The following is a 25,308-nucleotide window of genomic DNA, read 5'->3' as shown; positions in this document are numbered from 1 at the left end:
ACCTCAGTATCCTGCTTTTGCTGCCAGCGCCACCACGTTGTTGCCGGAGTCAGGGTTCTGCTCATAGTCATAAATCAGTGTCCGGCTCAGGGAAGGTACGGTACTGGCTGCTGCCGATGTATAGCCGTCAATAAATAAACCGGGAGCTGAAGTGGCACACTGAATTTGGCCACCTGAACAGAGGTGATATGCTCACCTCAGAACAACACAGGTGCTCCAATGAAAAAAAGAAATTTTAGCGCAGAGTTTAAACGCGAATCCGCTCAACTGGTTGTTGACCAGAAATACACGGTGGCAGATGCCGCCAAAGCTATGGATGTTGGCCTTTCCACAATGACAAGATGGGTCAAACAACTGCGTGATGAGCGTCAGGGCAAAACACCAAAAGCCTCTCCGATAACACCAGAACAAATCGAAATACGTAAGCTGAGGAAAAAGCTACAACGCATTGAAATGGAGAATGAAATATTAAAAAAGGCTACCGCGCTCTTGATGTCAGACTCCCTGAACAGTTCTCGATAATCGGGAAACTCAGAGCGCATTATCCTGTGGTCACACTCTGCCATGTGTTCGGGGTTCATCGCAGCAGCTACAGATACTGGAAAAACCGTCCTGAAAAACCAGACGGCAGACGGGCTGTATTACGCAGTCAGGTACTTGAGCTACATGGCATCAGCCACGGTTCGGCCGGAGCAAGAAGCATCGCCACAATGGCAACCCGGAGAGGCTACCAGATGGGACGCTGGCTTGCTGGCAGGCTCATGAAAGAGCTGGGGCTGGTCAGCTGTCAGCAGCCGACTCACCGGTATAAACGTGGTGGTCATGAACATGTTGCTATCCCTAACTACCTTGAAAGGCAGTTCGCCGTGACCGAGCCAAATCAGGTGTGGTGCGGTGATGTGACCTATATCTGGACGGGTAAGCGCTGGGCGTACCTCGCCGTTGTTCTCGACCTGTTCGCAAGAAAACCAGTGGGCTGGGCCATGTCGTTCTCGCCGGACAGCAGGCTCACCATGAAAGCGCTGGAAATGGCATGGGAAACCCGTGGTAAGCCCGGCGGGGTGATGTTCCACAGCGATCAGGGCAGTCATTATACGAGCAGGCAGTTCCGGCAGTTATTGTGGCGATACCAGATCAGACAGAGTATGAGCCGGCGCGGAAACTGCTGGGATAACAGCCCAATGGAACGCTTCTTCAGGAGTCTGAAGAACGAATGGATGCCGGTGGTGGGTTACGTAAGCTTCAGCGAGGCAGCTCACGCCATAACGGACTATATCGTTGGATATTACAGCGCACTAAGACCGCACGAATATAACGGTGGGTTACCCCCAAACGAATCGGAAAATCGATACTGGAAAAACTCTAACTCGGTGGCCAGTTTTTGTTGACCACTTCACACACTTTTTAGAAAAATCGATGGTCAGAAACTGGATTAGCAATTCCGTTCCAGGGTTGCTTTTGATTTACGTTGGCGTCTGATCATTGATTTATCCTCAAAAGCCCAACCTCATTGGTAATGAACCAGCTCCGTGAATGTCCGCTCTGGCACAGAGCGAAATTTTTTGATCTCCCCCCCTGAAATCTAAACTTAGTCATGTCACGTTTTTGGGTTTCTAAAATTTTAACTTCGCGTTTTTCGTTGCCGTAAGGGTTATACAGAAATGTCCGTTAAGCAGAGTTCAAAATTGATTGCCGTGATCACGACTGGTTTGAAAGCCGCGCCCAAGCCTGTACAGCTCTGGTTTGCGTTGATTATGAACCTGTCAGCCTAAAGCAAGCGGATGGACGATGAGTATTGGTAATCTTTCAGAGTCCGGAAAAGTTCAGCCCCAGTCTGAACAGGCTTGCTGGCGCCAGTCCAGTTTCATTCAGTCGTGGTTTGGTTCTTACGGCCTGTGCAATCTACCTCATTAGGCACATCGGCCTGCCAGATACCGGCTCGGGGTGTATTTCCGCTTCCACGCTGAATACTGTTCTCAGCAATCCTGGGGTCATCACCTCTTCTGGTGTGCCTTGCGCCATAACATGTCCGTTTGCCATTACCACCAGTTGATCGCAGTACCGGCTAGCCTGATTAAGGTCGTGCAGCACAGCGACCACCGTTTTCCCCTGAGTCCGGAGTTCGCCCATCAACCGCATCAGGTCCACCTGGTGATTGATATCAAGATAGGTGGTTGGCTCATCAAGTAATACAACGGGCGTATTCTGGGCCAGGACCATTGCCAGAAATGCGCGCTGGCGCTGACCGCCGGAAAGCTCGGTTAACCGACGAACGGCAAGATGATTGATCCGGGTCTGGTTCATGGCGACATTAACTCGTGCATTGTCTTCAGCGGAGAGACGCCCCCAGAGTGACAGCCAGGGATTACGACCATACGAAACCAGCTCCTGGACTGTGATCCCCTCTGGCGTTAAATGGTGCTGAGGCAGCAGCGAAAGCCTGCGGGCCAACTGGCGCGATGAGAGCATATTTATGGGATTATCGCCGAGAAATACGGTGCCAGACTGCGGCATTAAAAGCCGCGAAAAACAGTTTAACAGCGTCGATTTCCCGCAACCGTTAGGACCGATCAGGGCGGTGATCTTCCCCGTTGGCAGTGAGAGTGAAACGTCGTTAAGTACCTTGTCTGTCCCGTAATTGACCGTCAGATTTTCAGTTCGTAAAGTCATTTATCGCATTCTCACAAGCAACCAGACAAACCACGGCGCACCGATAATGGCGGTCAGCACGCCAACCGGGAGCTCCAGTGGGGGATGAATAATTCTCGCCAGCAGATCGGCAACCACCAACAGCAACGCACCTGTCAGGGCCGAAACAGGCAGCAGTCTGCGGTGACGTCCACCGGTGATGCTACGCATCATATGCGGCACCACGAGACCAATAAAGCTAATCGGGCCGCAGGCGGCCACGCCGGTAGATGTCATGGCGACAGCTAGTAACAAAGCCCAGAATCGGGTATAGGGCACCGACACACCGAGCGTGGTGGCGCGCGCATCGCCGAGTGCAAGGAGGTCGAGATCGCGGCAAAAACTCAGGCTCAGCGGCAGAAATAAAATCATCAGCGGGATGGCAATCTTCACAAAGCTCCAGTCACGGCCCCATAAGCTGCCGGTCAGCCACAGCAGGGCGTTGTTCACATCCTGCGGGCGCGAGAGCATCAGATAATCCGTCAGGCTGGCCCAGCATGCAGAAAGCGCCACGCCGGTGAGTGCCAGCTTCATCGGCTGGTGGGTCTTTGCCAGCATCTTCAGCAATATCAACCCCGCCATGCCGCCCGCAAAGGCCAGCAGCGGCAGCACCATCACGGGCAGTGACGGCATAAGAAGTAGAGCCCCCACAGAGGCCAGGCTGGCGGCATGGTTAACGCCGAGAATATCCGGTGATGCCAGAGGGTTGCGCACAATCCCCTGTATCAGCACGCCCGCCACGGCGAGGGCTGCACCGACAAACAGTGCCAGCAGCAAGCGCGGCAGTCGGTACTCCATCAATACATAATAATGCTCGCGTCCGGCCTGCCAGTCGGTCAGCAGCGCGCGCCACGGCACGGGGATCACTCCCATATGGAGTGATAACAGCGCACAGCCCGCCAGGGCAAGGGTGATGAAAATAACCAGCGCAATTTTCATCCTCGCCTCCTCACAAGCCAGACAAAGCAAGGGCTGCCAATCAGCGCCAGCACTGCGCCTGCGGGCAGATCTCCGGGGAAGGCCAGCGCGCGTGCGAGTACATCTGCCAGCAGCATCAGCGTGGCCCCCAGCAGCATGCTCACTGGCAGTACGTTGCGCTGATCGAAGCCTGCCCAGAAGCGCGCCAGATGTGGCACCAGCAGACCGATAAACGCCACCGGACCTGCCACGCTGACGCACGCACCAACCAGAAGCAGCACTAACATATTGATGACCAAACGTAGCCTCGTCAGGTTCACTCCCAGCGTATGGGCGGTGCTGTCGCTGAGGTTGAGCAGGTTCAGTTGATTCGCCAGCAGCAACACGACAGGGACTGCAGTGACCACCACCGGCAAGAGCTGCCAGACATCCTGCCAGCGGGCGTGGGACACTCCGCCAGCCAGCCAGTAAAAGATGCCGTAAGCATGATCTTCGGCCAGCAGCAGGGTGATGCGGGTAAGGCCCATACAAAAGGCCGACAGCGCGATACCCGCGAGGATCAGTTTGTTTCTGTCATGGGTATGACGAAATCCGCCTCCTGCGGTCATGACCAGCAGCCAGCTCACGCCGCCCCCGCATGCCGCGATGAACGACAGAGAATAGCCTGCAATCGGCGTCGGACTCAGCGCGCTGGTAAGCGCCATAGCCAGCGCCGCGCCGCTGTTAATGCCGAGCAGTGAAGGAGAGGCCATTGGGTTGTGGGTCAGGGTTTGCAGCAGCGTGCCCGCGAGCGCCAGGCTTGCGCCGATCAGAACGGCGACCAGGCTTCGTGGCAAACGAAGGTTTTGCACCAGCGCTTCTGGTAGCGTTGGCGTGTGTCCAGGCAGCAGGGCGCGGGTTGCATCTGCTCCGGAAACAGGAATGGCCGAGTAGCAAAACAGACTCAGCCAGAAAATAATAATAAGTGCTGCAACGGGAAGCCCCCACAGCAGCACCGGGTGTTTTATCGCGGTCATTTCACAACGGTAAGCGGCTGATGGTGGAAGATTTTTACCGTGTCAGCGGCAATACGCTCTGCAGCAAAAATACCGCGCATCCGCGCCCAGGTGTTACTGTCGACCGAAGCAACCTGCTGCTTCTGCGCGGCGGTTAACATCTGCCAGAGCGGATCTTGTTGCCAGCGTTTAACAATGCTCTCTTCGCGATAGTGGGCAACCAGCAGCCAGGCAGGATTGACCGCCAGCAGTTGCTCCAGGCCGATGGACGGCATGGACGCACCCGCCATCGCAGCGGGAACGTTCAGCCCCAGAGAGGCCAGCACGCTGCCGGTCCAGGTCTCCTGAGTATGCAGGTTGAATTGCTGTTCGCGTGATGTGCCAAAGGCCACGCGTGTCCCTTTGGGAAGCTGGCTGGCCCACTGCGCCATCCTCTCTTTATGTTGTTCCAGACGTGCCTGCATCTCTCGCTTTTTACCCACCATTTCGCCGATGATAGCCGCAGATTGCAAATTTTCAGCGTAGGTTTCGTTGCGGGACTTAAGCAGCAGTACCGACGCGATTTGCTGCAAGGCGATGTAAACCCCCGCATGGCGACTGCTGTCGGCAATGATCAGGTCTGGTTTCAGAGCGGCAATGGCTTCCAGGCTCGGCTGCGCGCGCGTTCCGACGGACTGCCACGGTTTCAGGTGCGCACGCACTTCGGGCAGGATGCGTTTTGCATCGTTATCGTCGGCAATACCGATCGGGCTGACGTCCACGGCGGCCAGCGCATCGGCGAACGAGAGTTCCAGCACCACAATCCGTTGTGGCGTTTTTTCGAGTGTAAACGTGCCGTGTTCGTCCTGAACCGTGGCGGCAAAGGCGTGGCTGATCACCAGCAGCAGGCCTGCAAAAAGAAAACGGATAAATGCCAACATAATCACATTCCAGCTAAAAGCCCGGCAAGCCGGGCGTTAACACATCAGAACTTCAACGCCCCCTGCATATACAGCGTGCGCGGCTGGCCTGCATAGATGCCTTTGTTGTTGTCGTCATAAGAGCGGATGAAGTAGTCCTGGTCGAAGATGTTTTTCACACCGAATGCCAGGTTCAGATCTGCCATCTGCGGGCCAAAGTCATACACCACGCGTGCGCCCCAGAGCATGAAGCCGGGAATGCGGCCGGTACTGCCGTCGGCGCTCTCTTTCACCGTATTGGCGTTATCCGCAAACTGGCTGGACTGGAAATCGCTGTTCAGATTGAACATCCAGTTTCCTGGCTTGTAGTCCACGCCCAGCGTGCCTTTATGTTTCGGGGAGAATGGTACCAGATTGCCGTAGGTGTCGCCTTTCTCGCGGATTTCCGCGTTCACATACGCATAGCTGGCGTAGATGGAAACGTTATCAAGCGTTGGCGTTAGCGTACCCAGATCGTAACGTGCCTGCGTTTCCAGCCCGGTATGGCGCGTTTTGCCACGTGCAGTGACGGTGTCGTTGGTCTGGTTGGAGTCGTACTGATTGTTAAAGTTAATCAGGAACAGCCCCATTTCCGCCGTCAGCGCGCCGTCGTCGTAGCGGGTACCGAGTTCCCAGGTTCGCGCTTTTTCCGGTTCCACATTGCCGCTTTGCACAGCCTTGCCAATCTGGCTGTACTGTACGGTGCCGAACGAGCCTTCAGTGTTTGCATAAAGATTCCAGCTGTCAGTCAGGTGATAGAGCACGTTCAACGCCGGAAGCGGTGCGTTATAGCTCACTTCTTCGTGCGTGCCTGTGATGGCGTTGTTCTGGTATGACTCGATATGTTCGAAACGCATACCCGGCGTGATGGTCCAGTTGCCGATGTCGATTTTGTCATCCAGATACCAGGCGTGCGCCTCGGTGCCGGAACGCGTATCGCGGTCGTAAGGGCTTGAGCCGGACGGCAACTGCCCGCTGCTGGTGGCGGTGTAGTAACGCATTTCATGCGTTGATTCATTCACATAGCGATAGCCCACGCCCACTTCGTGCGCGGAAGGGCCGATCATAAAGATCTGGCTGTAGCGTGGCTCAATACCGCGCACCCAGTAGTTACGCGGCGAGAGGGTGATGCGTTTGCCTTGCTCCAGGTAGCCGCTGCGCAGGGTTTGGGTGTAGAACCCCTGAATGTTGAATTTATGCTGGCTGTCTGGCTGGAACTGGTAGCCCAGGCTCGCCAGCTTGCGACGACCCCAGAAGCGGTCATACGGGCGGGTGGATTGCCAGCGATCGGCGTCGTAATCCGCGCGAGACAGGCCACCGGGCATGTCGGCTTCACCGTCGTAATATTGCAGCAGGCTGTTGAAGGTGTGCACCTCATCCGGCGCATATTTGCTTTTCAGCATCAGGTCGTCGATGCGGGTGGCGCTGTGCTCGCGCCAGTCACTGCCGCGCGTGCCGGAGTAGAGCAGCGCGGTGCCAAAACCGTTGTCCGCTGTGCCGCCCACCATCAGGTTGTGCGTCTCTTTCGGGTTGTTTTGTGAAGAGGTTGGGCTGAGCTGACCTTCCACGCCCGCCTCGATACCAAAGTCCTGCGGAATGGCACGGGTAACAAAGTTCACCACGCCGCCCACGCTCTGCGGTCCGTAACGCACCGCACCACCACCGCGTACCACGTCAATGGCATCCATGTTGCCGAGCGAAACGGGAGCCAGTGAAAGCTGCGGCTGACCGTAAGGGGCGAAGGGGACGGGGATGCCGTCCATCAGGACGGTCGAGCGGCTGGCGAGGCGCGGGTTCAGGCCCCGGATGCCAAAGTTCATCGCCAGGTCGTGGCTGCCGGTGCCGTTGTTTTCCGGCGCGCTGACGCCAGGGATGCGGTTAAGTACCTCACGCATGGTGGTTGCGCCGGTTTTGGCGAAATCCTCACGGCGGATCACGTCACGCGCGCCAGCATGTTCAAATACGTCGTTTTCACGCGCATCACCCAGCCAGTCGCCGACCACGGTCAGGGCATCTTCTTTTGGTGCGGGCGCGGGCTCCAGCGTCCAGCTGTTATTTCCCAGCGGTTTTACCTGCAGTCCGCTGCCGTCCAGCAGTTGTTGCAGGCCGCTCTCGACGTCGTAATCGCCGTGCAGGCCGTTGCTCTGCTTGCCGCGCGTCAGGCTGGCGTCAACCGAGAGGGTAAATCCGCTGTGTGCGGCATACTGATTGAGCGCTTTATCGAGCGATCCCGGTGCGATATTAACCTGTGCAGCAAAAGCGGAAAACGAGAGACCGGCCAGCGGCAGCAGGCTCAGGCGAATGGCGTTAACCAAAGGTGTTGTTTTACGAAAAACGCGTAACGGCGTCATACCTTCCCCATCATCATTTTTGTTGTGTTCAGCTATGAGTCGAACGAGAAGGGTAAAAAGGACAATCGAAATAAGAATTATTTTCCTTACAGTGGTGAAATGTTTATCCAGTACCGCGTAATAGACTGAATTTTAACGGGAAGCGTTTGCGCGATAACGTTCAGGATCGCATCGGTATTTTTCAGCGGGAACGTCCCGCTCAGGCGCAGCCCGGCAACGGCGGGATCGCAGCGCAGCACGCCGTTGCGGTAACGGGTTAGCGTGGCTATCACCTCACCCAGCGGTTTATCGCTGAAGCTCAGGATGTCCTTCGTCCAGCTTGTACTCTCGTCATCCAGCGGTTTCACTGCGCCAAACTCAGAGGCGCTGAACTGCAGGCTTTCACCAGCGTTCACGATGCGTTTTTGCGCGGGGGCACTGGCGAGAAGCACTTCCACGGCGTGCTGCTGCACGTCAAGCTGCGTGAAATTATCCTGCTGGCGGACGGTAAATTCTGTCCCTAAAGCAGTGAGCTGGCCCTGACGGGTCAGGACACGGAAGGGGCGTTGCAGGGCATCTTTCGCGGTAGTAATGGCGATTTCACCGTACCAGAGCCGGACGGTGCGCTGATGCGCATCAAAACGCATATCCGCCGCGCTTTGGGTATTCAGCGTGAGCAGGGAGCCATCTTCCAGTTGCTGACGGCTGACTGTGCCTTTGGCGGTGCGGTAATCTGCCCGCAGACCTTCGCCGGTTTCCGACTGCCAGAGCTGCCAGCCTCCGCCAGCGCCGAGCAACAGCAGTAATCCTTTCATCACGTGACGGCGGGTGAGGCGGGTATCGTGCAACGCCCGGCTGGCAACGTCGCCAGGCACACCGCCAAGCTGGTTGCGCAGGTTTTCAACCTGCTGCCAGGCCCACTGGTTATCCTGATCCTGTTCATACCACTGTTGCCAGCGCGCTTCCTGTTGTGGGCTGACGCGCTCGCCGCTTAGCACGGCATACCAGTGGGAAGCTGAACGCAGCGCCTGACGGCGGGAATCGGTTAACAAAGGATTCATAACCCATACTCCAGACGGAACAGCAGGCAGTGCTCGACGGCTTTCGCCACGTATTTTTTCACGGAGCTGATGGAAACACCGAGTTTGTGCGCAATCTCGCTGTATGTCAGACCATCCAGTTGCGAAAGCAGAAACGCTTCACGTGTTTTGCCGTTTAGCCCGTCCAGCATGCTGTCGAGGAGTTGTAGGGTCTCGAGTTGGCTTTCGCGTTCCTCAGGTGAAGGCGCTCCCCCCTCCGGCATAAGCGCCAGCATCTCCAGATACGCTTTTTCCAGCGCGTTTCGGCGAAACAGGTCCACCATCACGCGTTTGGCGATAGTGCAGAGGAAGGAGCGAGGATCGCGGATCGTCGAGAGCGTTTCGCTGACCATTACCCGCAAAAAAGTGTCCTGGGCAATGTCATCTGCATCAAAAGCAGACTGGAGTTTGCGCGTCAGCCAGCTTTTCAACCAGCCGTGATGTGTGCCATAAAGCGACTCGAATGTTAAGGAAGCTGTGGTAGTGGCGCGGTCAGACATGCGGAGTGCATCAAAAGTTAATTATCACGTAGCCATATTAATATGAGAATAGTTATCATTACAATTGGAAATAAAATTGTTTCCAATAGACATTTTTAACATGTTGTTTTTCTAAGTGTTATAAGGTAGGTATAAAATGGGATGGAGCCTCTGCTTCTGGCATGTGTCGGTCAGAATGACTCATGATGTGGTCTGCTATTATTGACATCCTCACTGCCCTAAAGGATAGGGATTTCGGTAATGCTGTCAACTTACTGATTTAGTGTATGATGGTGATTTTAAGGTGCTTGCGTGGCTTCCATTTCCATCAGATGTCCTTCCTGCTCCGCTACTGAAGGCGTGGTGCGTAACGGCAAAAGCACTGCCGGACATCAGCGCTATCTCTGCTCTCATTGCCGTAAAACATGGCAACTACAGTTCACTTACACCGCCTCTCAGCCCGGTAAGCACCAGAAAATCATTGATATGGCCATGAATGGCGTCGGATGTCGCGCCAGTGCACGCATTATGGGCGTTGGCCTCAACACGGTTTTACGTCACTTAAAAAACTCAGGCCGCAGTCGGTAACCTCGCGCATACAACCGGGCAGTGATGTGATTGTCTGCGCTGAAATGGACGAACAGTGGGGCTACGTCGGTGCTAAATCACGTCAGCGCTGGCTGTTTTACGCGTATGACAGGATACGGAGGACGGTTGTGGCGCACGTCTTCGGTGAACGCACTCTGGCCACACTGGAGCGTCTTCTGAGCCTGCTGTCGGCCTTTGAGGTCGTGGTATAGATGACGGATGGCTGGCCGCTGTATGAATCACGCCTGAAGGGAAAGCTGCACGTTATCAGCAAGCGTTACACTCAGCGCATTGAGCGACATAATCTGAATCTGAGACAACATCTGGCAAGGCTGGGACGGAAGTCACTGTCGTTCTCAAAATCGGTGGAGCTGCATGACAAGGTCATCGGGCATTATCTGAACATAAAACACTATCAGTAAGTTGGAGTCATTACCTCCTCCCGAACTCAAAACTATCAGGTGATGCTGCCAACTTACTGATTTAGTGTATGATGGTGTTTTTGAGGTGCTCCAGTGGCTTCTGTTTCTATCAGCTGTCCCTCCTGTTCAGCTACTGACGGGGTGGTGCGTAACGGCAAAAGCACTGCCGGACATCAGCGCTATCTCTGCTCTCACTGCCGTAAAACATGGCAACTGCAGTTCACTTACACCGCTTCTCAACCCGGTACGCACCAGAAAATCATTGATATGGCCATGAATGGCGTTGGATGCCGGGCAACTGCACGCATTATGGGCGTTGGCCTCAACACGATTTTACGTCACTTAAAAAACTCAGGCCGCAGTCGGTAACCTCGCGCATACAGCCGGGCAGTGACGTCATCGTCTGCGCGGAAATGGACGAACAGTGGGGCTATGTCGGGGCTAAATCGCGCCAGCGCTGGCTGTTTTACGCGTATGACAGTCTCCGGAAGACGGTTGTTGCGCACGTATTCGGTGAACGCACTATGGCGACGCTGGGGCGTCTTATGAGCCTGCTGTCACCCTTTGACGTGGTGATATGGATGACGGATGGCTGGCCGCTGTATGAATCCCGCCTGAAGGGAAAGCTGCACGTAATCAGCAAGCGATATACGCAGCGAATTGAGCGGCATAACCTGAATCTGAGGCAGCACCTGGCACGGCTGGGACGGAAGTCGCTGTCGTTCTCAAAATCGGTGGAGCTGCATGACAAAGTCATCGGGCATTATCTGAACATAAAACACTATCAATAAGTTGGAGTCATTACCAAACTATCATACAGATAATTACTGGTTAACCCTATATAGGGCATTTTAAAGTGTTGTGATCTTACCCAGCAATAGTGGACACGCGGCTAAGTGAGTAAACTCTCAGTCAGAGGTGACTCACAAGACAAAACAGTTTCAACCAGTAAAAAAACGTAAACACCATTCGCATGAATTTCGTAGTTAAGATCTGAAGCTTGCAGAATGCATCGGTGTTACTGCCGGAGTCCGTGAACTTAGTCTGCATGAATCACCACAGCTTTACATCTGTCGCAGTAAACAGCAAAATCAGCAAACTTACTTAATTATATCGAGTGCGATTACAATCGCTGGCGATGGTACAGTTGGTGTGGCGGTCTCAGTCCGGAACAATTTGAAAATCAGAATCTCACTTAAAGCGGCATCCATTTTACAAAAGATGGCCGTCTGTGTATTTGTAATGAATACCTTCTACATGTTTAGAGTGCATAATCCACGACAAGGCGATATCCTAAAAATTAGCTAGCAGGCAACTTTGATGGCATAGATAATGTTTTTAGTAAAAAAGAGTTGACTGAATATAATACAGCCTCTTCCTACATAAGAAGGAATGTGCTCACAAAAAAAAACCATTAGTCTGCTTCCTGTTCTTACAATAATCAGTATTATGTATTTTATTTATATAGCAAAATATGCTTGTTACACCTGTCATAATTAGGCATGGTAAAATTATTGACTGAACCCTGGGGGAGGAAGATGCACAGTGATTATTATAATATGGTTTTTGGTGAAAAATTGGCCAATATTTTATATGAGGCTAACTCTCAATTTTTTTACGAGAGAAATGTCATAGAAGAGGCAGTCAACGCTTTATTCTGTGAGCGTGAAATAATAAACAACAAGAACATAATAAAGAAGCTGATGTTCTTTTTGTCAGATGTTAATCACACCAAGAAAGATGTTGTTCAGAGCGCACTTAATATTATCATTGACATTACATCAGGTGATATTTGAGATTTTACATAAAAGATAATCTCTCAAGGAGTCTTATCTGAAAACGAAATATATAGTCCCTCTCGGGTGATGCTGCCAACTTACTGATTTAGTGTATGATGGTGTTTTTGAGGTGCTCCAGTGGCTTCTGTTTCTATCAGCTGTCCCTCCTGTTCAGCTACTGACGGGGTGGTGCGTAACGGCAAAAGCACTGCCGGACATCAGCGCTATCTCTGCTCTCACTGCCGTAAAACATGGCAACTGCAGTTCACTTACACCGCTTCTCAACCCGGTACGCACCAGAAAATCATTGATATGGCCATGAATGGCGTTGGATGCCGGGCAACTGCACGCATTATGGGCGTTGGCCTCAACACGATTTTACGTCACTTAAAAAACTCAGGCCGCAGTCGGTAACCTCGCGCATACAGCCGGGCAGTGACGTCATCGTCTGCGCGGAAATGGACGAACAGTGGGGCTATGTCGGGGCTAAATCGCGCCAGCGCTGGCTGTTTTACGCGTATGACAGTCTCCGGAAGACGGTTGTTGCGCACGTATTCGGTGAACGCACTATGGCGACGCTGGGGCGTCTTATGAGCCTGCTGTCACCCTTTGACGTGGTGATATGGATGACGGATGGCTGGCCGCTGTATGAATCCCGCCTGAAGGGAAAGCTGCACGTAATCAGCAAGCGATATACGCAGCGAATTGAGCGGCATAACCTGAATCTGAGGCAGCACCTGGCACGGCTGGGACGGAAGTCGCTGTCGTTCTCAAAATCGGTGGAGCTGCATGACAAAGTCATCGGGCATTATCTGAACATAAAACACTATCAATAAGTTAGAGTCATTACCTTCCGAGCCATAATCGAAAAGGCGCGGATGTCTATTAAGGCATCCGGCTAATCTGTAAGCAATAACAACGGTTTATGCGGTGCGCGTTTTTCACCCTTGTGCCAGATTATTATATTGGCAATTGCCTGCTGTTCGAGCCCGCAAGTGAAGAGATATTACCTTGATCTTATTTGTTTTTTGTTGTCTACTCTGAGAACGAACAAGGACATCCCCCATGAATAAACTCCCCGCTCACCTTTCGCGCCAAAACTGCAAAATTGCTTCTACAAATCTGTCAGAAATAATCCCCCGACGGGCTGCCGTGCTGAAATGACTGCTTCGCAGTGCCGTCGTCCAGTTCTCCGGTGACCGGTACGCTGAACCGTAATATCCCGTGCTTAAATCGTCCGGGTCTTCATCAGGCGCGTTCGTCAGTCCTCTTTCACCTTGTTGCTGGAAGTCGACGAAAATAATATTGGCTAAAACATTATTTTGATAATTGCCATAAATAGCTTCATACGAATGCGGGAAATTTTCTTTCCAGTACCAGGTGGTATCGCCGCAAAACCATGGCGCGTCAGTAATATTATTAAGCTGAGAATGGTATTGTTTTAGATCCCTACGAAAGGCTTCAACCATATGATTAAAGTGTTGAGGGTGTGACGCGTAGTCACTGGTCATTAAGTCAAATTCGCCTTGCATCCAGCATACGCCGAGGAATTTGTTCTGCGGATTTTTTGCCAGTGCGGCTCGCGTTCTGCTGACTAAATCCTGGTACAGCGGAGTATCCGTTCCCCAACGACAAGCATCATGGCTGGCTCCGTGCCGTTCTGAATATGTCCCTTCGCTGCCCGCGGTAAAAGCCGATCCGCCACGGCAACACGGAACGATAAGAATCCCTGCATTATTAGGAATGAAGGGCAGTAATTTCCGTGCAATATGCAGTGCCTGGCCAACGGTGCCGTACTGTGTTTGATGATTCGTTGCCAGAGGATGGTGATAACCCTGCATATCCTGAACATCGTGTGGGCAGTGAGTCAGTGGAATAATGTCGTTAAAGTGACATGGCGGGCCTCCGGGATGCGTATGCGCAAATCTCGCTAATTGTTTAATTCTGGAATGAGGCGCATCTTCCCTGTCCGGTAATGGCAGTCCTTCGCCATACGCCATGGCATTAGACTGACCAGCAACGGTAAGAACATAGTAATAATCGGGCGATATTATTGCGTTCATATAATTTTCGCGTAATACAAATGACAAATTGATAGCAGGGCCCCTTTACCGGGGCCCTGAAGCGTTAGTTTTGTACTGTGACTTTATTATCCTTCACAGAAATTAAAACTGAATCCGTCACCGCTTTGCCGCCTGCAGTTTCACCGCCAATAATTAATAAACTATTATTCCAGGGCAATGATACTCCGTAGGCCCGACCTTGCGATAATTCACCCGATTTATCCCATTTCCCGTTATGCCAAAGATGAATATCAGTGCTATATGATTTTTTCAGGCCTTCATGCGCATAGTTCTTACCGTTCTGGTAATTTTCTCGTGAACCTTTGAATCCGGCCCCTCCGGCAAATATAAGAGAATCATTGCTTATCCCCGCAAAACCGCCAGCGACGCCATCTGGTGATGAGACGGGATCAAGCTTATTCCATTTTAAATTATTACCGGTGAAATCAAGTTCAAATACGGCATCCGTTCGCAATCCTGGTTTGGCTTCGCCATTAATAAGCCAGGTTTTATCACCTTTATTCACAACCGCCGCACCAGCCGTTCCGTACCAGGGCGATTCGCCAGCGTAACTCCATTGCTGTGTTGAGGGATCAAAAGACAACAGAAACTTATTGAAGAAATAATCTTCTGCTTTTTTGTCAAAATAGTGGGCGTTGATTTTATCTATAGCGGTTGAATCTTTTCCAGCCTCGTTGAGATCTTCAAAATAGCCATTGAAGATATTCTGGTTAACACCGCCAGTAACATAAGCCTTGCCGTTGTGTACAAAAGTCACATGACCCGCCATGCCCATCGGCGCGAGCGACATCAATTTAACCCAGCTATTGGTTTTGGGGTTGTATTTGTGTACGTCATTAAATACCTGAGTCAATCCCTCGCTGTTTTTGCCAATGCCGCCAAACACATATAGATTGCCATCAATAAATGCAGAGGTTGCTTGATCTCTCGGTCCACCAGGGAATGCAGCTAACGCAGTCCATTTTTTATCTTTGGCCTGTGTATCTAGCTTGTACCATGCTGTACCTGCGCTACCTAAACCAATGTAGACAGTGTCGTTATCAATTGCTCCGGTACCACTTTTAAATGGCACAGGAGTTTCCGGTAATACAGACGCGTTTGCGGCAAATGAAGCCATCATGATAGCAAGCGCCATTATAGTTTTATTCATTGTGACTGTCTCCTGTCTACTACAGTTTAAATGACACACCAATGCGATAACTGTTTTCCGATAAATTATCTCTGCCGTTGTAAACACCCTGGCGGTCAAGGTAGTCATATTCTATGTATGGCGTAATATCGGGCGTCATATGGTATTGTAGAACAAAGGCATTTTCCGTCGCCCATTTCTTGTGGTTTGCATAGCGATAATCATTCTGTTTGCTGTATAGCGTCGTTTGCCATGCGAAGGTGAAATCACTATTAATATGGTAAGTGACATATCCATCCCAACGATGAACGTTATCACGAGACATATCACCGGATAAGTCTTGTTGTCGGTAAGCTTTCCAGTCGTAACGATAGCGAATGCCAAAATTAAGATCTTTTGTCGCGTCCCAGGACAGTTTTACGTAGGGTCCGTAGCGTGTGCCGTTGCTGCTAAAATGCGTTAACATTCCCGGGCGCACCGTCCATTGATCATCAAGTTTAATCGCGTAATTAACTTCAACCTGAACATCATTGAGTGCGGCATTTTCCTTTTTATTATCATGAATGGTATTCCAGGTATTACTTTCCATGCTTGCCCACCATCCATTTTGCCATCCCTCACTGACTTTGAGTCGAGTCTCATAGGCATGGCTTCCGCTACGATATCCACCACGTACGTCCAGTGTCGCAGCCTGAGAAATTAATGGTGACGAAAAGCACAGTAATAATACGCCAGAAAGTATTTTAGCCTTTTTCATAAATTTCACTCATTTGTAGGATACAGAAAGCAATACAAAGCCCGCATAAACAATTAGCATTTATGTTGTGTAATATTTTTTGCCAGGCTTATAGTGTCTTTGGCAACGGGTAGCTTATTTTATATTTTTGTATAAGGTCTCCTGTGAAAATTCTCTTTCCACATTATTTAAATAAACAGAGAATCAGATTAAATACCTGAGTATAAAATCTCTTCTGATGTTTAATTGATTTGAATGTTCGTAAGCTATATCACTTACTCAATCCATTTTACCCAGAGTCATAAAATAGAGTGTCTGTTGATCTCATTTTCATATTCCTTTCAGACTGAAGTGCGTTTTCATCACCCGATGAGAAAGAACTGAAGTGATGTTTGCCATAGATTGCGAGATGCCCTGTCTCATTGACTATCGCGGTGCACCTTTATACCTGTTATACCAGATCAAAAATCACGCAAGCCATACAACAAAACGAGATTTGCAATTCGTGTCACAAAATATGTCGATCTTTTTCTAAGAGGAAGATGCCATGTGAAGCCAGACGAACACTTGAGGTGGTCTTCAAAAACTAAAGGATTTCTTTTAACTGTTTGTTTTATAAAAAATTTATTTAGGGTCTAAACAAGGGAAGCTTTGCAAGCTAACTCAGTGAGCGTGGTGAAAACAAGTGTTTACCCGCCATCAGGCTGATCATAATTCTCACCATGAAATATGTTTCCTGATTTGTGGCTTGTAACTGGTCGCTTCTGAAGTCGATCTAGAGAGGCTTGTTGATGTTGGTGTTTTCAGGATGATGTTTCACTTAGTTTGTTTGCCGTATCGCCCGGCGAATAGCTGTGATTGAGGAAGGTTTAAGTCGCAGTGACCAAAGCCATATTTACCCACGAATGTAGATGAAAAAGCGTCTCCTGCGTTCCCCCTTATCTCCAGGGGTGATGCTGCCAACTTACTGATTTAGTGTATGATGGTGTTTTTGAGGTGCTCCAGTGGCTTCTGTTTCTATCAGCTGTCCCTCCTGTTCAGCTACTGACGGGGTGGTGCGTAACGGCAAAAGCACTGCCGGACATCAGCGCTATCTCTGCTCTCACTGCCGTAAAACATGGCAACTGCAGTTCACTTACACCGCTTCTCAACCCGGTACGCACCAGAAAATCATTGATATGGCCATGAATGGCGTTGGATGCCGGGCAACTGCACGCATTATGGGCGTTGGCCTCAACACGATTTTACGTCACTTAAAAAACTCAGGCCGCAGTCGGTAACCTCGCGCATACAGCCGGGCAGTGACGTCATCGTCTGCGCGGAAATGGACGAACAGTGGGGCTATGTCGGGGCTAAATCGCGCCAGCGCTCGCTGTTTTACGCGTATGACAGTCTCCGGAAGACGGTTGTTGCGCACGTATTCGGTGAACGCACTATGGCGACGCTGGGGCGTCTTATGAGCCTGCTGTCACCCTTTGACGTGGTGATATGGATGACGGATGGCTGGCCGCTGTATGAATCCCGCCTGAAGGGAAAGCTGCACGTAATCAGCAAGCGATATACGCAGCGAATTGAGCGGCATAACCTGAATTTGAGGCAGCACCTGGCACGGCTGGGACGGAAGTCGCTGTCGTTCTCAAAATCGGTGGAGCTGCATGACAAAGTCATCGGGCATTATCTGAACATAAAACACTATCAATAAGTTGGAGTCATTACCATCTCCAGGATAAAAAGGAATGTAACAATCTCATGGCGTAAGCTGACGAACCAGGCAGGAATAATCGCTAGGGACCTAAGCATTAGCATGATAATAGCCACTAAGAAATTACTGTGTTCCATGAAATAGCCATTTTGTGGCAAATGGAGTTGACTAATAATGTCATATGTGAGACGGCTAGTTGAACGAATATTAAATTTTGCTGAATTTTTTATGTTGATTTTACTTGTTACAGAACATATCACATGATATATAGATAAGATTAGTTGCATTAATGATGAGGGTTATTATTAGATTCGTATCAGGTTGATAAATATATAAAGGTACATAGCATGCAAGAGCATGGCGTTTGTATGGCAAAGTTATTATAAGTAACTATCGCTACTCCATTTAAGTTCGCTCAGAAGAACTGGTCCACTTACGTTAGTTATTAAGCAAACGTTCGCTTTTATAAACATAATCAGGATTAAAATGTTGGATTATTGCTAACCCAGCACAGCTAGTGCGCGTCTGTAATTATAAGGGAAAACGATGAAGAATAAGGCTGATAACAAAAAAAGGAACTTCCTTACCCATAGTGAAATCGAGTCACTCCTTAAAGCAGCAAATACCGGGCCTCATGCAGCACGTAATTATTGTCTGACTTTGCTTTGTTTTATTCATGGTTTCCGGGCGAGTGAAATTTGTCGATTGAGGATTTCGGATATTGATCTTAAGGCAAAGTGTATATATATCCATCGATTAAAAAAAGGCTTTTCAACAACGCACCCGCTATTGAACAAAGAAGTTCAGGCTTTAAAAAACTGGTTGAGTATCCGTACTTCTTATCCGCATGCTGAGAGCGAGTGGGTATTTTTATCACGTAAGGGGAATCCGCTTTCTCGGCAACAGTTTTACCATATTATCTCGACTTCCGGTGGTAATGCCGGGTTGTCACTGGAGATTCATCCGCACATGTTACGCCATTCGTGTGGTTTTGCTTTGGCGAATATGGGAATAGATACGCGACTTATCCAGGATTATCTTGGGCATCGCAATATTCGTCATACTGTCTGGTATACCACCAGCAATGCAGGGCGTTTTTACGGCATCTGGGGGTAATGACTCCAACTTATTGATAGTGTTTTATGTTCAGATAATGCCCGATGACTTTGTCATGCAGCTCCACCGATTTTGAGAACGACAGCGACTTCCGTCCCAGCCGTGCCAGGTGCTGCCTCAGATTCAGGTTATGCCGCTCAATTCGCTGCGTATATCGCTTGCTGATTACGTGCAGCTTTCCCTTCAGGCGGGATTCATACAGCGGCCAGCCATCCGTCATCCATATCACCACGTCAAAGGGTGACAGCAGGCTCATAAGACGCCCCAGCGTCGCCATAGTGCGTTCACCGAATACGTGCGCAACAACCGTCTTCCGGAGACTGTCATACGCGTAAAACAGCCAGCGCTGGCGCGATTTAGCCCCGACATAGCCCCACTGTTCGTCCATTTCCGCGCAGACGATGACGTCACTGCCCGGCTGTATGCGCGAGGTTACCGACTGCGGCCTGAGTTTTTTAAGTGACGTAAAATCGTGTTGAGGCCAACGCCCATAATGCGTGCAGTTGCCCGGCATCCAACGCCATTCATGGCCATATCAATGATTTTCTGGTGCGTACCGGGTTGAGAAGCGGTGTAAGTGAACTGCAGTTGCCATGTTTTACGGCAGTGAGGGCAGAGATAGCGCTGATGTCCGGCAGTGCTTTTGCCGTTACGCACCACCCCGTCAGTAGCTGAACAGGAGGGACAGCTGATAGAAACAGAAGCCACTGGAGCACCTCAAAAACACCATCATACACTAAATCAGTAAGTTGGCAGCATCACCAGAATTGACTGCCGGGTGATTTTAAACCGGAGGAATAATGTCATATCTGAATTTAAGACTTTACCAGCGAAACACACAATGCTTGCATATTCGTAAGCATCGTTTGGCTGGTCTTTTTGTCCGGCTCTTTGTCGCCTGTGCTTTTGCCGCACAGGCACCTTTGTCATCTGCCGAACTCTATTTTAATCCGCGCTTTTTAGCGGATGATCCCTAGGCTGTGGCCGATTTATCGCGTTTTGAAAATGGGCAAGAATTACCGCCAGGGACGTATCGCGTCGATATCTATTTGAATAATGGTTATATGGCAACGCGTGATGTCACATTTAACACGGGCGACAGTGAACAAGGGATTGTTCCCTGCCTGACACGCGCGCAGCTTGCCAGTATGGGGCTGAATACGGCTTCTGTCTCCGGTATGAATCTGCTGGTGGATGATGCCTGCGTGCCATTAACCTCAATGATCCATGACGCTACTGCGCATTTAGATGTTGGTCAGCAGCGACTCAACCTGACGATCCCTCAGGCATTTATGAGTAATCGCGCGCGTGGATATATTCCTCCTGAGTTGTGGGATCCCGGTATTAATGCCGGCTTGCTCAATTATAATTTCAGCGGAAATAGTGTACAGAATCGGATTGGTAGTAACAGCCGGTAATGACTCCAACTTATTGATAGTGTTTTATGTTCAGATAATGCCCGATGACTTTGTCATGCAGCTCCACCGATTTTGAGAACGACAGCGACTTCCGTCCCAGCCGTGCCAGGTGCTGCCTCAGATTCAGGTTATGCCGCTCAATTCGCTGCGTATATCGCTTGCTGATTACGTGCAGCTTTCCCTTCAGGCGGGATTCATACAGCGGCCAGCCATCCGTCATCCATATCACCACGTCAAAGGGTGACAGCAGGCTCATAAGACGCCCCAGCGTCGCCATAGTGCGTTCACCGAATACGTGCGCAACAACCGTCTTCCGGAGACTGTCATACGCGTAAAACAGCGAGCGCTGGCGCGATTTAGCCCCGACATAGCCCCACTGTTCGTCCATTTCCGCGCAGACGATGACGTCACTGCCCGGCTGTATGCGCGAGGTTACCGACTGCGGCCTGAGTTTTTTAAGTGACGTAAAATCGTGTTGAGGCCAACGCCCATAATGCGTGCAGTTGCCCGGCATCCAACGCCATTCATGGCCATATCAATGATTTTCTGGTGCGTACCGGGTTGAGAAGCGGTGTAAGTGAACTGCAGTTGCCATGTTTTACGGCAGTGAGAGCAGAGATAGCGCTGATGTCCGGCAGTGCTTTTGCCGTTACGCACCACCCCGTCAGTAGCTGAACAGGAGGGACAGCTGATAGAAACAGAAGCCACTGGAGCACCTCAAAAACACCATCATACACTAAATCAGTAAGTTGGCAGCATCACCGTAACAGCCATTATGCATATTTAAACCTACAGAGTGGGCTAAATATTGGTGCGTGGCGTTTACGCGACAATACCACCTGGAGTTATAACAGTAGCGACAGTTCATCAGGTAGCAAAAATAAATGGCAGCATATCAATACCTGGCTTGAGCGAGACATAATTCCGTTACGTTCCCGGCTGACGCTGGGTGATGGTTATACCCAGGGCGATATTTTCGATGGTATTAACTTTCGCGGCGCACAATTGGCCTCAGATGACAATATGTTACCCGATAGCCAAAGAGGATTTGCCCCGGTGATCCACGGTATTGCTCGTGGTACTGCACAGGTCACTATTAAACAAAATGGGTATGACATTTATAATAGTACGGTGCCGCCGGGGCCTTTTACCATCAACGATATCTATGCCGCAGGTAATAGTGGTGACTTGCAGGTAACGATTAAAGAGGCTGACGGCAGCACGCAGATCTTTACCGTACCCTATTCGTCAGTCCCGCTTTTGCAACGTGAAGGGCATACTCGTTATTCCATTACGGCAGGAGAATACCGTAGTGGAAATGCGCAGCAGGAAAAAACCCGCTTTTTCCAGAGTACATTACTCCACGGCCTTCCGGCTGGCTGGACAATATATGGTGGAACGCAACTGGCGGATCGTTATCGTGCGTTTAATTTCGGTATCGGGAAAAACATGGGGGCACTGGGCGCTCTGTCTGTGGATATGACGCAGGCTAATTCCACACTTCCCGATGACAGTCAGCATGACGGACAATCGGTGCGTTTTCTCTATAACAAATCGCTCAATGAGTCAGGCACGAATATTCAGTTAGTGGGTTACCGTTATTCGACCAGTGGATATTTTAATTTCGCTGATACAACATACAGTCGAATGAATGGCTACAACATCGAAACACAGGATGGTGTTATTCAGGTTAAGCCGAAATTCACCGACTATTACAATCTCGCTTATAACAAACGCGGGAAATTACAACTCACCGTTACTCAGCAACTCGGGCGCACATCAACACTGTATTTGAGTGGTAGCCATCAAACTTATTGGGGAACGAGTAATGTCGATGAGCAATTCCAGGCTGGTTTAAATACTGCATTCGAAGATATCAACTGGACGCTCAGCTATAGCCTGACGAAAAACGCCTGGCAAAAAGGACGGGATCAGATGTTAGCGCTGATATGACTTTCCGTGTCAAACCGGAATCTCTAATTTTGACGATTTTCTTTTTAGGTTTAATTCCCTGAGGGCGACGTAGCAGTAAATCCGACGGTGAATCACGCTGATATTCGCGGGTTGGATACCGCATTACAGAGGTCCGTCATATGAGCCTGCCACTTTCTTACGTCGCGAATCAGCTTTGTTCCGCCGTCGCCAAGCGCTAACGTGGGTTACTCTTGTACCGGGCTACGTCGCCTTCAGGGAACTGGTTATTCTCATTTTTTATTTGTGACATTGTGGTTGTTGTGCGACAGACATTGCTATTCGGCCCATATCCCAGATAAAACCCGCCAGCTCACGTGCAACAGCAACAATTGTAATATTGACATTCTTTCCTTTGGCCTGAAGTTTTCGATACCTCTTACAAAGCCTGAGTTGAGCATCCCATGCTCTGTCAATGACGGGGCGGGGTAAATTTTCCTGCCTTTTTTGTATTGCCGGACTGATGCGTGCCGGATGACGGTAACTCCACGCTGCCTCGACCAATAGCTTTCTGGCATAGCTGTTTCCGGCTTTGGTAATGCTGCCCTGATGTCTGCTTCCACCCGATGAATATTCTGATGGCGTGATACCAAACCATGACATCAGTTGTCGTGGATGTTCAAAACGGGTCAGATCACCCAGTTCAGAAATTAATCCAACCGCAGTAATAAACTGAATCCCTCGCATGGCTTGCAGCGCCTCTACTACCGGATACAGCCTCCATTCGGTAACGGCCTCCTTCAGGGCGGATTCCAGCCGTTCACATTGTGCCTGCCGATCTTCTATTGTACGACGGTGTTCGTCAAAAGCTAATTGTCGCCAGGGACTTTCGAATGAGTATTTGCTGAGCCAGCGTCGGTGTGCAGGGCCCCAATCTGCTCGCCCGACATAATGGACCCCATGAACCAGAAGAAACGATTTCAGACGTTGCCTTGCATGCCGTAAATCATCGCGGGCAGATGCCCATGCCCGGGCCAAATCCCGGAATGCCTCATCTTCAATGCCGGGTACGTAGACAGCAGAAAGATCTCCTGCACGCAGTGAACGCACAAGTCTGATGGCATCACGGCGATCGGTTTTAACTCGCTCCCCCGGTTTTTTCGGGATAAGTGAGGGGGCGCAGACCATGCAGTCAAAACCGGATTTCACCAGCCGACGATAAAGTCCATAACCACAGGGCCCCGCTTCATAAACGATACTGACCTGCGATGACTTTGACCTGAGACGTTTACAAAGATTCTGAATATCAGTAGGTGATGTGCCAATTTTACCCATCAGTTCAACAGGTTCTGAATTGATAGCATAAGCGACAGTAATCGATTCTTTGTGAACATCTAACCCGACGTACAATGTGTTATTGTTGTTCATGCTGGCCTCCGTGGTGGAAATACCGGGGTGTAGCAACAGCTCACCCATGCGGCTCTGACAACGATGTTAACCCGCGTTAAATATCCCACGTTGGCCAGCATCTGTCTCACAGAAAGTCATACTGCCTTAACGTCAATATTCCTTTCAGCCACTGGCTGCGTTCTGACAGTAAATCTCAGTGGCGACATGCCAGTGCCAGTTACAGCATGTCACACGATCTCAACGGTCGGATGACCAATCTGGCCGGTGTATACGGTACGTTGCTGGAAGACAACAACCTCAGCTATAGCGTGCAAACCGGTTACGCCGGGGGAGGTGATGGTAATAGCGGAAGTACAGGCTACGCCACGCTGAATTATCGCGGTGGTTACGGCAATGCCAACATCGGTTACAGCCATAGCGATGATATTAAGCAGCTCTATTACGGAGTCAGCGGTGGGGTACTGGCTCATGCCAATGGCGTAACGCTGGGGCAGCCGTTAAACGATACGGTGGTGCTTGTTAAAGCGCCTGGCGCAAAAGATGCAAAAGTCGAAAACCAGACGGGGGTGCGTACCGACTGGCGCGGTTATGCCGTGCTGCCTTATGCCACTGAATATCGGGAAAACAGAGTAGCGCTGGATACCAATACCCTGGCTGATAACGTCGATTTAGATAACGCGGTCGCTAACGTTGTTCCCACTCGTGGGGCGATCGTGCGAGCAGAGTTTAAAGCGCGCGTTGGGATAAAACTGCTCATGACGCTAACCCACAATAATAAGCCGCTGCCGTTTGGGGCGATGGTGACATCAGAGAGTAGCCAGAGTAGCGGCATTGTTGCGGATAATGGTCAGGTTTACCTCAGCGGAATGCCTTTAGCGGGAAAAGTTCAGGTGAAATGGGGAGAAGAGGAAAATGCTCACTGTGTCGCCAATTATCAACTGCCACCAGAGAGTCAGCAGCAGTTATTAACCCAGCTATCAGCTGAATGTCGTTAAGGGGGCGTGATGAGAAACAAACCTTTTTATCTTCTGTGCGCTTTTTTGTGGTTGGCGGTGAGTCGCGCTTTGGCTGCGGATAGCACGATTACTATCCGCGGCTATGTCAGAGATAACGGCTGTAGTGTGGCCGCTGAATCAACCAATTTTACTGTTGATCTGATGGAAAACGCGGCGAAGCAATTTAACAACATTGGCGCGACGACTCCTGTCGTTCCATTTCGTATTTTGCTGTCACCCTGTGGTAATGCCGTTTCTGCCGTAAAAGTTGGGTTTACCGGTGTTGCAGATAGCCACAATGCCAACCTGCTTGCACTTGAAAATACGGTGTCAGCGGCTGCGGGACTGGGAATACAGCTTCTGAATGAGCAACAAAATCAGATACCCCTTAATGCCCCATCGTCCGCGCTTTCGTGGACGACCCTGACGCCGGGTAAACCAAATACGCTGAATTTTTACGCCCGGCTAATGGTGACACAGGTGCCTGTCACTGCGGGGCATATCAATGCCACGGCTACCTTCACTCTTGAATATCAGTAACTGGAGATGCTCATGAAATGGCGCAAACGTGGGTATTTATTGGCGGCAATGT

Annotated in this window: 21 protein-coding genes and 8 pseudogenes; 15 read left to right on the top strand and 14 right to left on the bottom strand. The window is 50.5% G+C overall.

Going from position 1 to position 25,308, the window contains the following annotated elements; genetic code table 11:
* Positions 1-219 precede the first annotated feature (219 nt).
* Positions 220-1,388 (top strand): IS3-like element IS911 family transposase gene (locus C1P89_RS16190; RefSeq protein WP_087880099.1). Its coding sequence is split into 2 segments (ribosomal slippage): positions 220-469 and positions 469-1,388, totalling 1,170 coding nucleotides; the frame shifts between segments, so codons are not numbered across the junction.
* Positions 1,389-1,902: 514 nt separating this feature from the next.
* On the opposite strand, the gene fecE is transcribed toward C1P89_RS16190, so the two are convergent.
* The 7 genes from fecE to fecI all read right to left on the bottom strand — a co-directional run bounded on the left by fecE (position 1,903) and on the right by fecI (position 9,448).
* Positions 1,903-2,670: a Fe(3+) dicitrate ABC transporter ATP-binding protein FecE gene (fecE, locus tag C1P89_RS16185; protein WP_000175450.1), complete on the bottom strand. Its 768-nt coding sequence runs from the start codon at positions 2,668-2,670 to the stop codon at positions 1,903-1,905.
* Positions 2,671-3,627, bottom strand: a complete 957-nt coding sequence (fecD, locus tag C1P89_RS16180; protein WP_000684861.1) for a Fe(3+) dicitrate ABC transporter permease subunit FecD — start codon at positions 3,625-3,627, stop codon at positions 2,671-2,673.
* Complete coding sequence (fecC, locus tag C1P89_RS16175; protein ID WP_000125187.1) at positions 3,624-4,622, bottom strand: iron-dicitrate ABC transporter permease FecC; 999 nt, start codon at positions 4,620-4,622, stop codon at positions 3,624-3,626. The genes fecD and fecC overlap by 4 nt, the downstream gene beginning before the upstream one ends.
* Entirely contained in the window at positions 4,619-5,521 is a 903-nt protein-coding gene (gene fecB, locus C1P89_RS16170; RefSeq protein WP_000879161.1) for a Fe(3+) dicitrate ABC transporter substrate-binding protein FecB, read from the bottom strand. The genes fecC and fecB overlap by 4 nt, the downstream gene beginning before the upstream one ends.
* Before the next feature lie 44 nt (positions 5,522-5,565).
* Entirely contained in the window at positions 5,566-7,890 is a 2,325-nt protein-coding gene (gene fecA / locus C1P89_RS16165) for a TonB-dependent Fe(3+) dicitrate receptor FecA (RefSeq protein WP_000188257.1), read from the bottom strand.
* 86 nt (positions 7,891-7,976) lie between these two features.
* Positions 7,977-8,930 (bottom strand): ferric citrate uptake sigma factor regulator FecR, encoded by a 954-nt coding sequence (gene fecR / locus C1P89_RS16160; RefSeq protein WP_001068906.1) that lies wholly within the window; start codon positions 8,928-8,930, stop codon positions 7,977-7,979.
* Entirely contained in the window at positions 8,927-9,448 is a 522-nt protein-coding gene (gene fecI / locus C1P89_RS16155; RefSeq protein ID WP_001283626.1) for an RNA polymerase sigma factor FecI, read from the bottom strand. Before fecI ends, fecR begins: the two co-directional genes overlap by 4 nt.
* Positions 9,449-9,584: 136 nt before the next feature.
* Here fecI and ykiE point away from each other — a divergent pair, with 136 nt between their 5' ends.
* From ykiE to C1P89_RS16130, 7 genes and pseudogenes are all read left to right on the top strand, one after another.
* Entirely contained in the window at positions 9,585-9,653 is a 69-nt protein-coding gene (gene ykiE / locus C1P89_RS26045; RefSeq protein ID WP_211180522.1) for a protein YkiE, read from the top strand.
* 86 nt (positions 9,654-9,739) lie between these two features.
* Positions 9,740-10,437, top strand: a pseudogene (locus C1P89_RS16150) (IS1-like element IS1F family transposase).
* Between the two features lie 93 nt (positions 10,438-10,530).
* Positions 10,531-11,228, top strand: a protein-coding gene (locus C1P89_RS16145; RefSeq protein ID WP_094096600.1) for an IS1-like element IS1A family transposase whose coding sequence is annotated in 2 segments (ribosomal slippage) — positions 10,531-10,780 and positions 10,780-11,228 — 699 coding nt in all. Because the reading frame shifts where the segments join, the coding sequence is not laid out codon by codon here.
* 105 nt (positions 11,229-11,333) lie between these two features.
* Positions 11,334-11,538 (top strand): annotated as a pseudogene (locus C1P89_RS26040) (hypothetical protein); the annotation flags it as partial.
* Positions 11,532-11,636, top strand: a pseudogene (locus tag C1P89_RS16140) (IS3 family transposase); the annotation flags it as partial. The pseudogenes C1P89_RS26040 and C1P89_RS16140, both read left to right, overlap by 7 nt.
* Before the next feature lie 339 nt (positions 11,637-11,975).
* On the top strand, positions 11,976-12,233 hold the full coding sequence (locus C1P89_RS16135; RefSeq protein WP_000555341.1) for a biofilm development regulator YmgB/AriR family protein: 258 nt from the start codon (positions 11,976-11,978) through the stop codon (positions 12,231-12,233).
* Positions 12,234-12,353: 120 nt separating this feature from the next.
* A protein-coding gene (locus tag C1P89_RS16130) for an IS1-like element IS1A family transposase (RefSeq protein ID WP_094096600.1) occupies positions 12,354-13,051 on the top strand; the annotation gives its coding sequence in 2 pieces (ribosomal slippage) (positions 12,354-12,603 and positions 12,603-13,051; 699 coding nt in all).
* 6 nt (positions 13,052-13,057) lie between these two features.
* Here the strand turns inward: C1P89_RS16130 and C1P89_RS26035 are convergent.
* Positions 13,058-13,188: pseudogene (locus tag C1P89_RS26035) on the bottom strand (phosphorothioated DNA-binding restriction endonuclease); the annotation flags it as partial.
* 92 nt (positions 13,189-13,280) lie between these two features.
* Between C1P89_RS26035 and C1P89_RS26500 the strand changes: the two are divergent.
* Positions 13,281-13,379, top strand: a complete 99-nt coding sequence (locus C1P89_RS26500) for a protein YthB (RefSeq protein WP_211180523.1) — start codon at positions 13,281-13,283, stop codon at positions 13,377-13,379.
* Positions 13,380-13,663: 284 nt separating this feature from the next.
* Here C1P89_RS26500 and C1P89_RS26495 read toward each other — a convergent pair.
* The 3 genes and pseudogenes from C1P89_RS26495 to nanC form a co-directional block, all read right to left on the bottom strand.
* Positions 13,664-14,278, bottom strand: a pseudogene (locus C1P89_RS26495) (sialate O-acetylesterase); the annotation flags it as partial.
* Between the two features lie 64 nt (positions 14,279-14,342).
* Complete coding sequence (nanM, locus tag C1P89_RS16120) at positions 14,343-15,449, bottom strand: N-acetylneuraminate epimerase (protein ID WP_005139086.1); 1,107 nt, start codon at positions 15,447-15,449, stop codon at positions 14,343-14,345.
* A gap of 19 nt (positions 15,450-15,468) precedes the next feature.
* Complete coding sequence (nanC, locus tag C1P89_RS16115) at positions 15,469-16,185, bottom strand: N-acetylneuraminic acid outer membrane channel NanC (protein ID WP_001295734.1); 717 nt, start codon at positions 16,183-16,185, stop codon at positions 15,469-15,471.
* Between the two features lie 983 nt (positions 16,186-17,168).
* On the opposite strand from nanC, the gene C1P89_RS16110 reads away from it, so the two are divergent.
* A protein-coding gene (locus C1P89_RS16110; RefSeq protein ID WP_237158186.1) for an IS1-like element IS1A family transposase occupies positions 17,169-17,866 on the top strand; the annotation gives its coding sequence in 2 pieces (ribosomal slippage) (positions 17,169-17,418 and positions 17,418-17,866; 699 coding nt in all).
* A 546-nt stretch (positions 17,867-18,412) separates the two neighbouring features.
* Complete coding sequence (gene fimB / locus C1P89_RS16105; protein WP_000790584.1) at positions 18,413-18,982, top strand: type 1 fimbria switch DNA invertase FimB; 570 nt, start codon at positions 18,413-18,415, stop codon at positions 18,980-18,982.
* 10 nt (positions 18,983-18,992) lie between these two features.
* On the opposite strand, the gene C1P89_RS16100 is transcribed toward fimB, so the two are convergent.
* A protein-coding gene (locus tag C1P89_RS16100; protein WP_239592414.1) for an IS1-like element IS1A family transposase occupies positions 18,993-19,690 on the bottom strand; the annotation gives its coding sequence in 2 pieces (ribosomal slippage) (positions 18,993-19,441 and positions 19,441-19,690; 699 coding nt in all).
* Between the two features lie 92 nt (positions 19,691-19,782).
* On the opposite strand from C1P89_RS16100, the pseudogene C1P89_RS16095 reads away from it, so the two are divergent.
* Positions 19,783-20,394 (top strand): annotated as a pseudogene (locus C1P89_RS16095) (FimD/PapC N-terminal domain-containing protein); the annotation flags it as partial.
* Between the two features lie 16 nt (positions 20,395-20,410).
* On the opposite strand, the gene C1P89_RS16090 reads toward C1P89_RS16095, so the two are convergent.
* Positions 20,411-21,108, bottom strand: a protein-coding gene (locus C1P89_RS16090) for an IS1-like element IS1A family transposase (protein ID WP_237158186.1) whose coding sequence is annotated in 2 segments (ribosomal slippage) — positions 20,411-20,859 and positions 20,859-21,108 — 699 coding nt in all. Because the reading frame shifts where the segments join, the coding sequence is not laid out codon by codon here.
* Positions 21,109-21,165: 57 nt separating this feature from the next.
* Here C1P89_RS16090 and fimD (C1P89_RS16085) point away from each other — a divergent pair.
* Positions 21,166-22,347 (top strand): annotated as a pseudogene (gene fimD / locus C1P89_RS16085) (fimbrial usher FimD); the annotation flags it as partial.
* Positions 22,348-22,611: 264 nt separating this feature from the next.
* Here fimD (C1P89_RS16085) and C1P89_RS16075 read toward each other — a convergent pair.
* Complete coding sequence (locus C1P89_RS16075; protein WP_001063816.1) at positions 22,612-23,739, bottom strand: IS110-like element ISSso6 family transposase; 1,128 nt, start codon at positions 23,737-23,739, stop codon at positions 22,612-22,614.
* A 125-nt stretch (positions 23,740-23,864) separates the two neighbouring features.
* Between C1P89_RS16075 and fimD (C1P89_RS16070) the strand changes: the two are divergent.
* Positions 23,865-24,716 (top strand): annotated as a pseudogene (gene fimD / locus C1P89_RS16070) (fimbrial usher FimD); the annotation flags it as partial.
* Positions 24,717-24,725: 9 nt separating this feature from the next.
* Positions 24,726-25,256: a type 1 fimbria minor subunit FimF gene (fimF, locus tag C1P89_RS16065; RefSeq protein WP_001244832.1), complete on the top strand. Its 531-nt coding sequence runs from the start codon at positions 24,726-24,728 to the stop codon at positions 25,254-25,256.
* Positions 25,257-25,308: the final 52 nt, after the last annotated feature.

It is taken from the genome of Shigella sonnei (assembly GCF_002950395.1).
Taxonomy (GTDB): domain Bacteria; phylum Pseudomonadota; class Gammaproteobacteria; order Enterobacterales; family Enterobacteriaceae; genus ECMA0423.
This window is presented reverse-complemented; position numbering and strand designations above follow the sequence as displayed.

What these genes read in the sequence shown, in the direction of transcription:
- C1P89_RS26500 (WP_211180523.1), top strand. Translation starts at nt 13,281, where the DNA reads ATGAATAAACTCCCCGCTCACCTTTCGCGCCAAAACTGCAAAATTGCT.
- fecR (WP_001068906.1), bottom strand. Translation starts at nt 8,930, where the DNA reads ATGAATCCTTTGTTAACCGATTCCCGCCGTCAGGCGCTGCGTTCAGCT.
- fecC (WP_000125187.1), bottom strand. Translation starts at nt 4,622, where the DNA reads ATGACCGCGATAAAACACCCGGTGCTGCTGTGGGGGCTTCCCGTTGCA.
- nanC (WP_001295734.1), bottom strand. Translation starts at nt 16,185, where the DNA reads ATGAAAAAGGCTAAAATACTTTCTGGCGTATTATTACTGTGCTTTTCG.
- fecI (WP_001283626.1), bottom strand. Translation starts at nt 9,448, where the DNA reads ATGTCTGACCGCGCCACTACCACAGCTTCCTTAACATTCGAGTCGCTT.
- fecE (WP_000175450.1), bottom strand. Translation starts at nt 2,670, where the DNA reads ATGACTTTACGAACTGAAAATCTGACGGTCAATTACGGGACAGACAAG.
- C1P89_RS16075 (WP_001063816.1), bottom strand. Translation starts at nt 23,739, where the DNA reads ATGAACAACAATAACACATTGTACGTCGGGTTAGATGTTCACAAAGAA.
- fecB (WP_000879161.1), bottom strand. Translation starts at nt 5,521, where the DNA reads ATGTTGGCATTTATCCGTTTTCTTTTTGCAGGCCTGCTGCTGGTGATC.
- fecA (WP_000188257.1), bottom strand. Translation starts at nt 7,890, where the DNA reads ATGACGCCGTTACGCGTTTTTCGTAAAACAACACCTTTGGTTAACGCC.
- fimF (WP_001244832.1), top strand. Translation starts at nt 24,726, where the DNA reads ATGAGAAACAAACCTTTTTATCTTCTGTGCGCTTTTTTGTGGTTGGCG.
- C1P89_RS16135 (WP_000555341.1), top strand. Translation starts at nt 11,976, where the DNA reads ATGCACAGTGATTATTATAATATGGTTTTTGGTGAAAAATTGGCCAAT.
- fecD (WP_000684861.1), bottom strand. Translation starts at nt 3,627, where the DNA reads ATGAAAATTGCGCTGGTTATTTTCATCACCCTTGCCCTGGCGGGCTGT.
- nanM (WP_005139086.1), bottom strand. Translation starts at nt 15,449, where the DNA reads ATGAATAAAACTATAATGGCGCTTGCTATCATGATGGCTTCATTTGCC.
- fimB (WP_000790584.1), top strand. Translation starts at nt 18,413, where the DNA reads ATGAAGAATAAGGCTGATAACAAAAAAAGGAACTTCCTTACCCATAGT.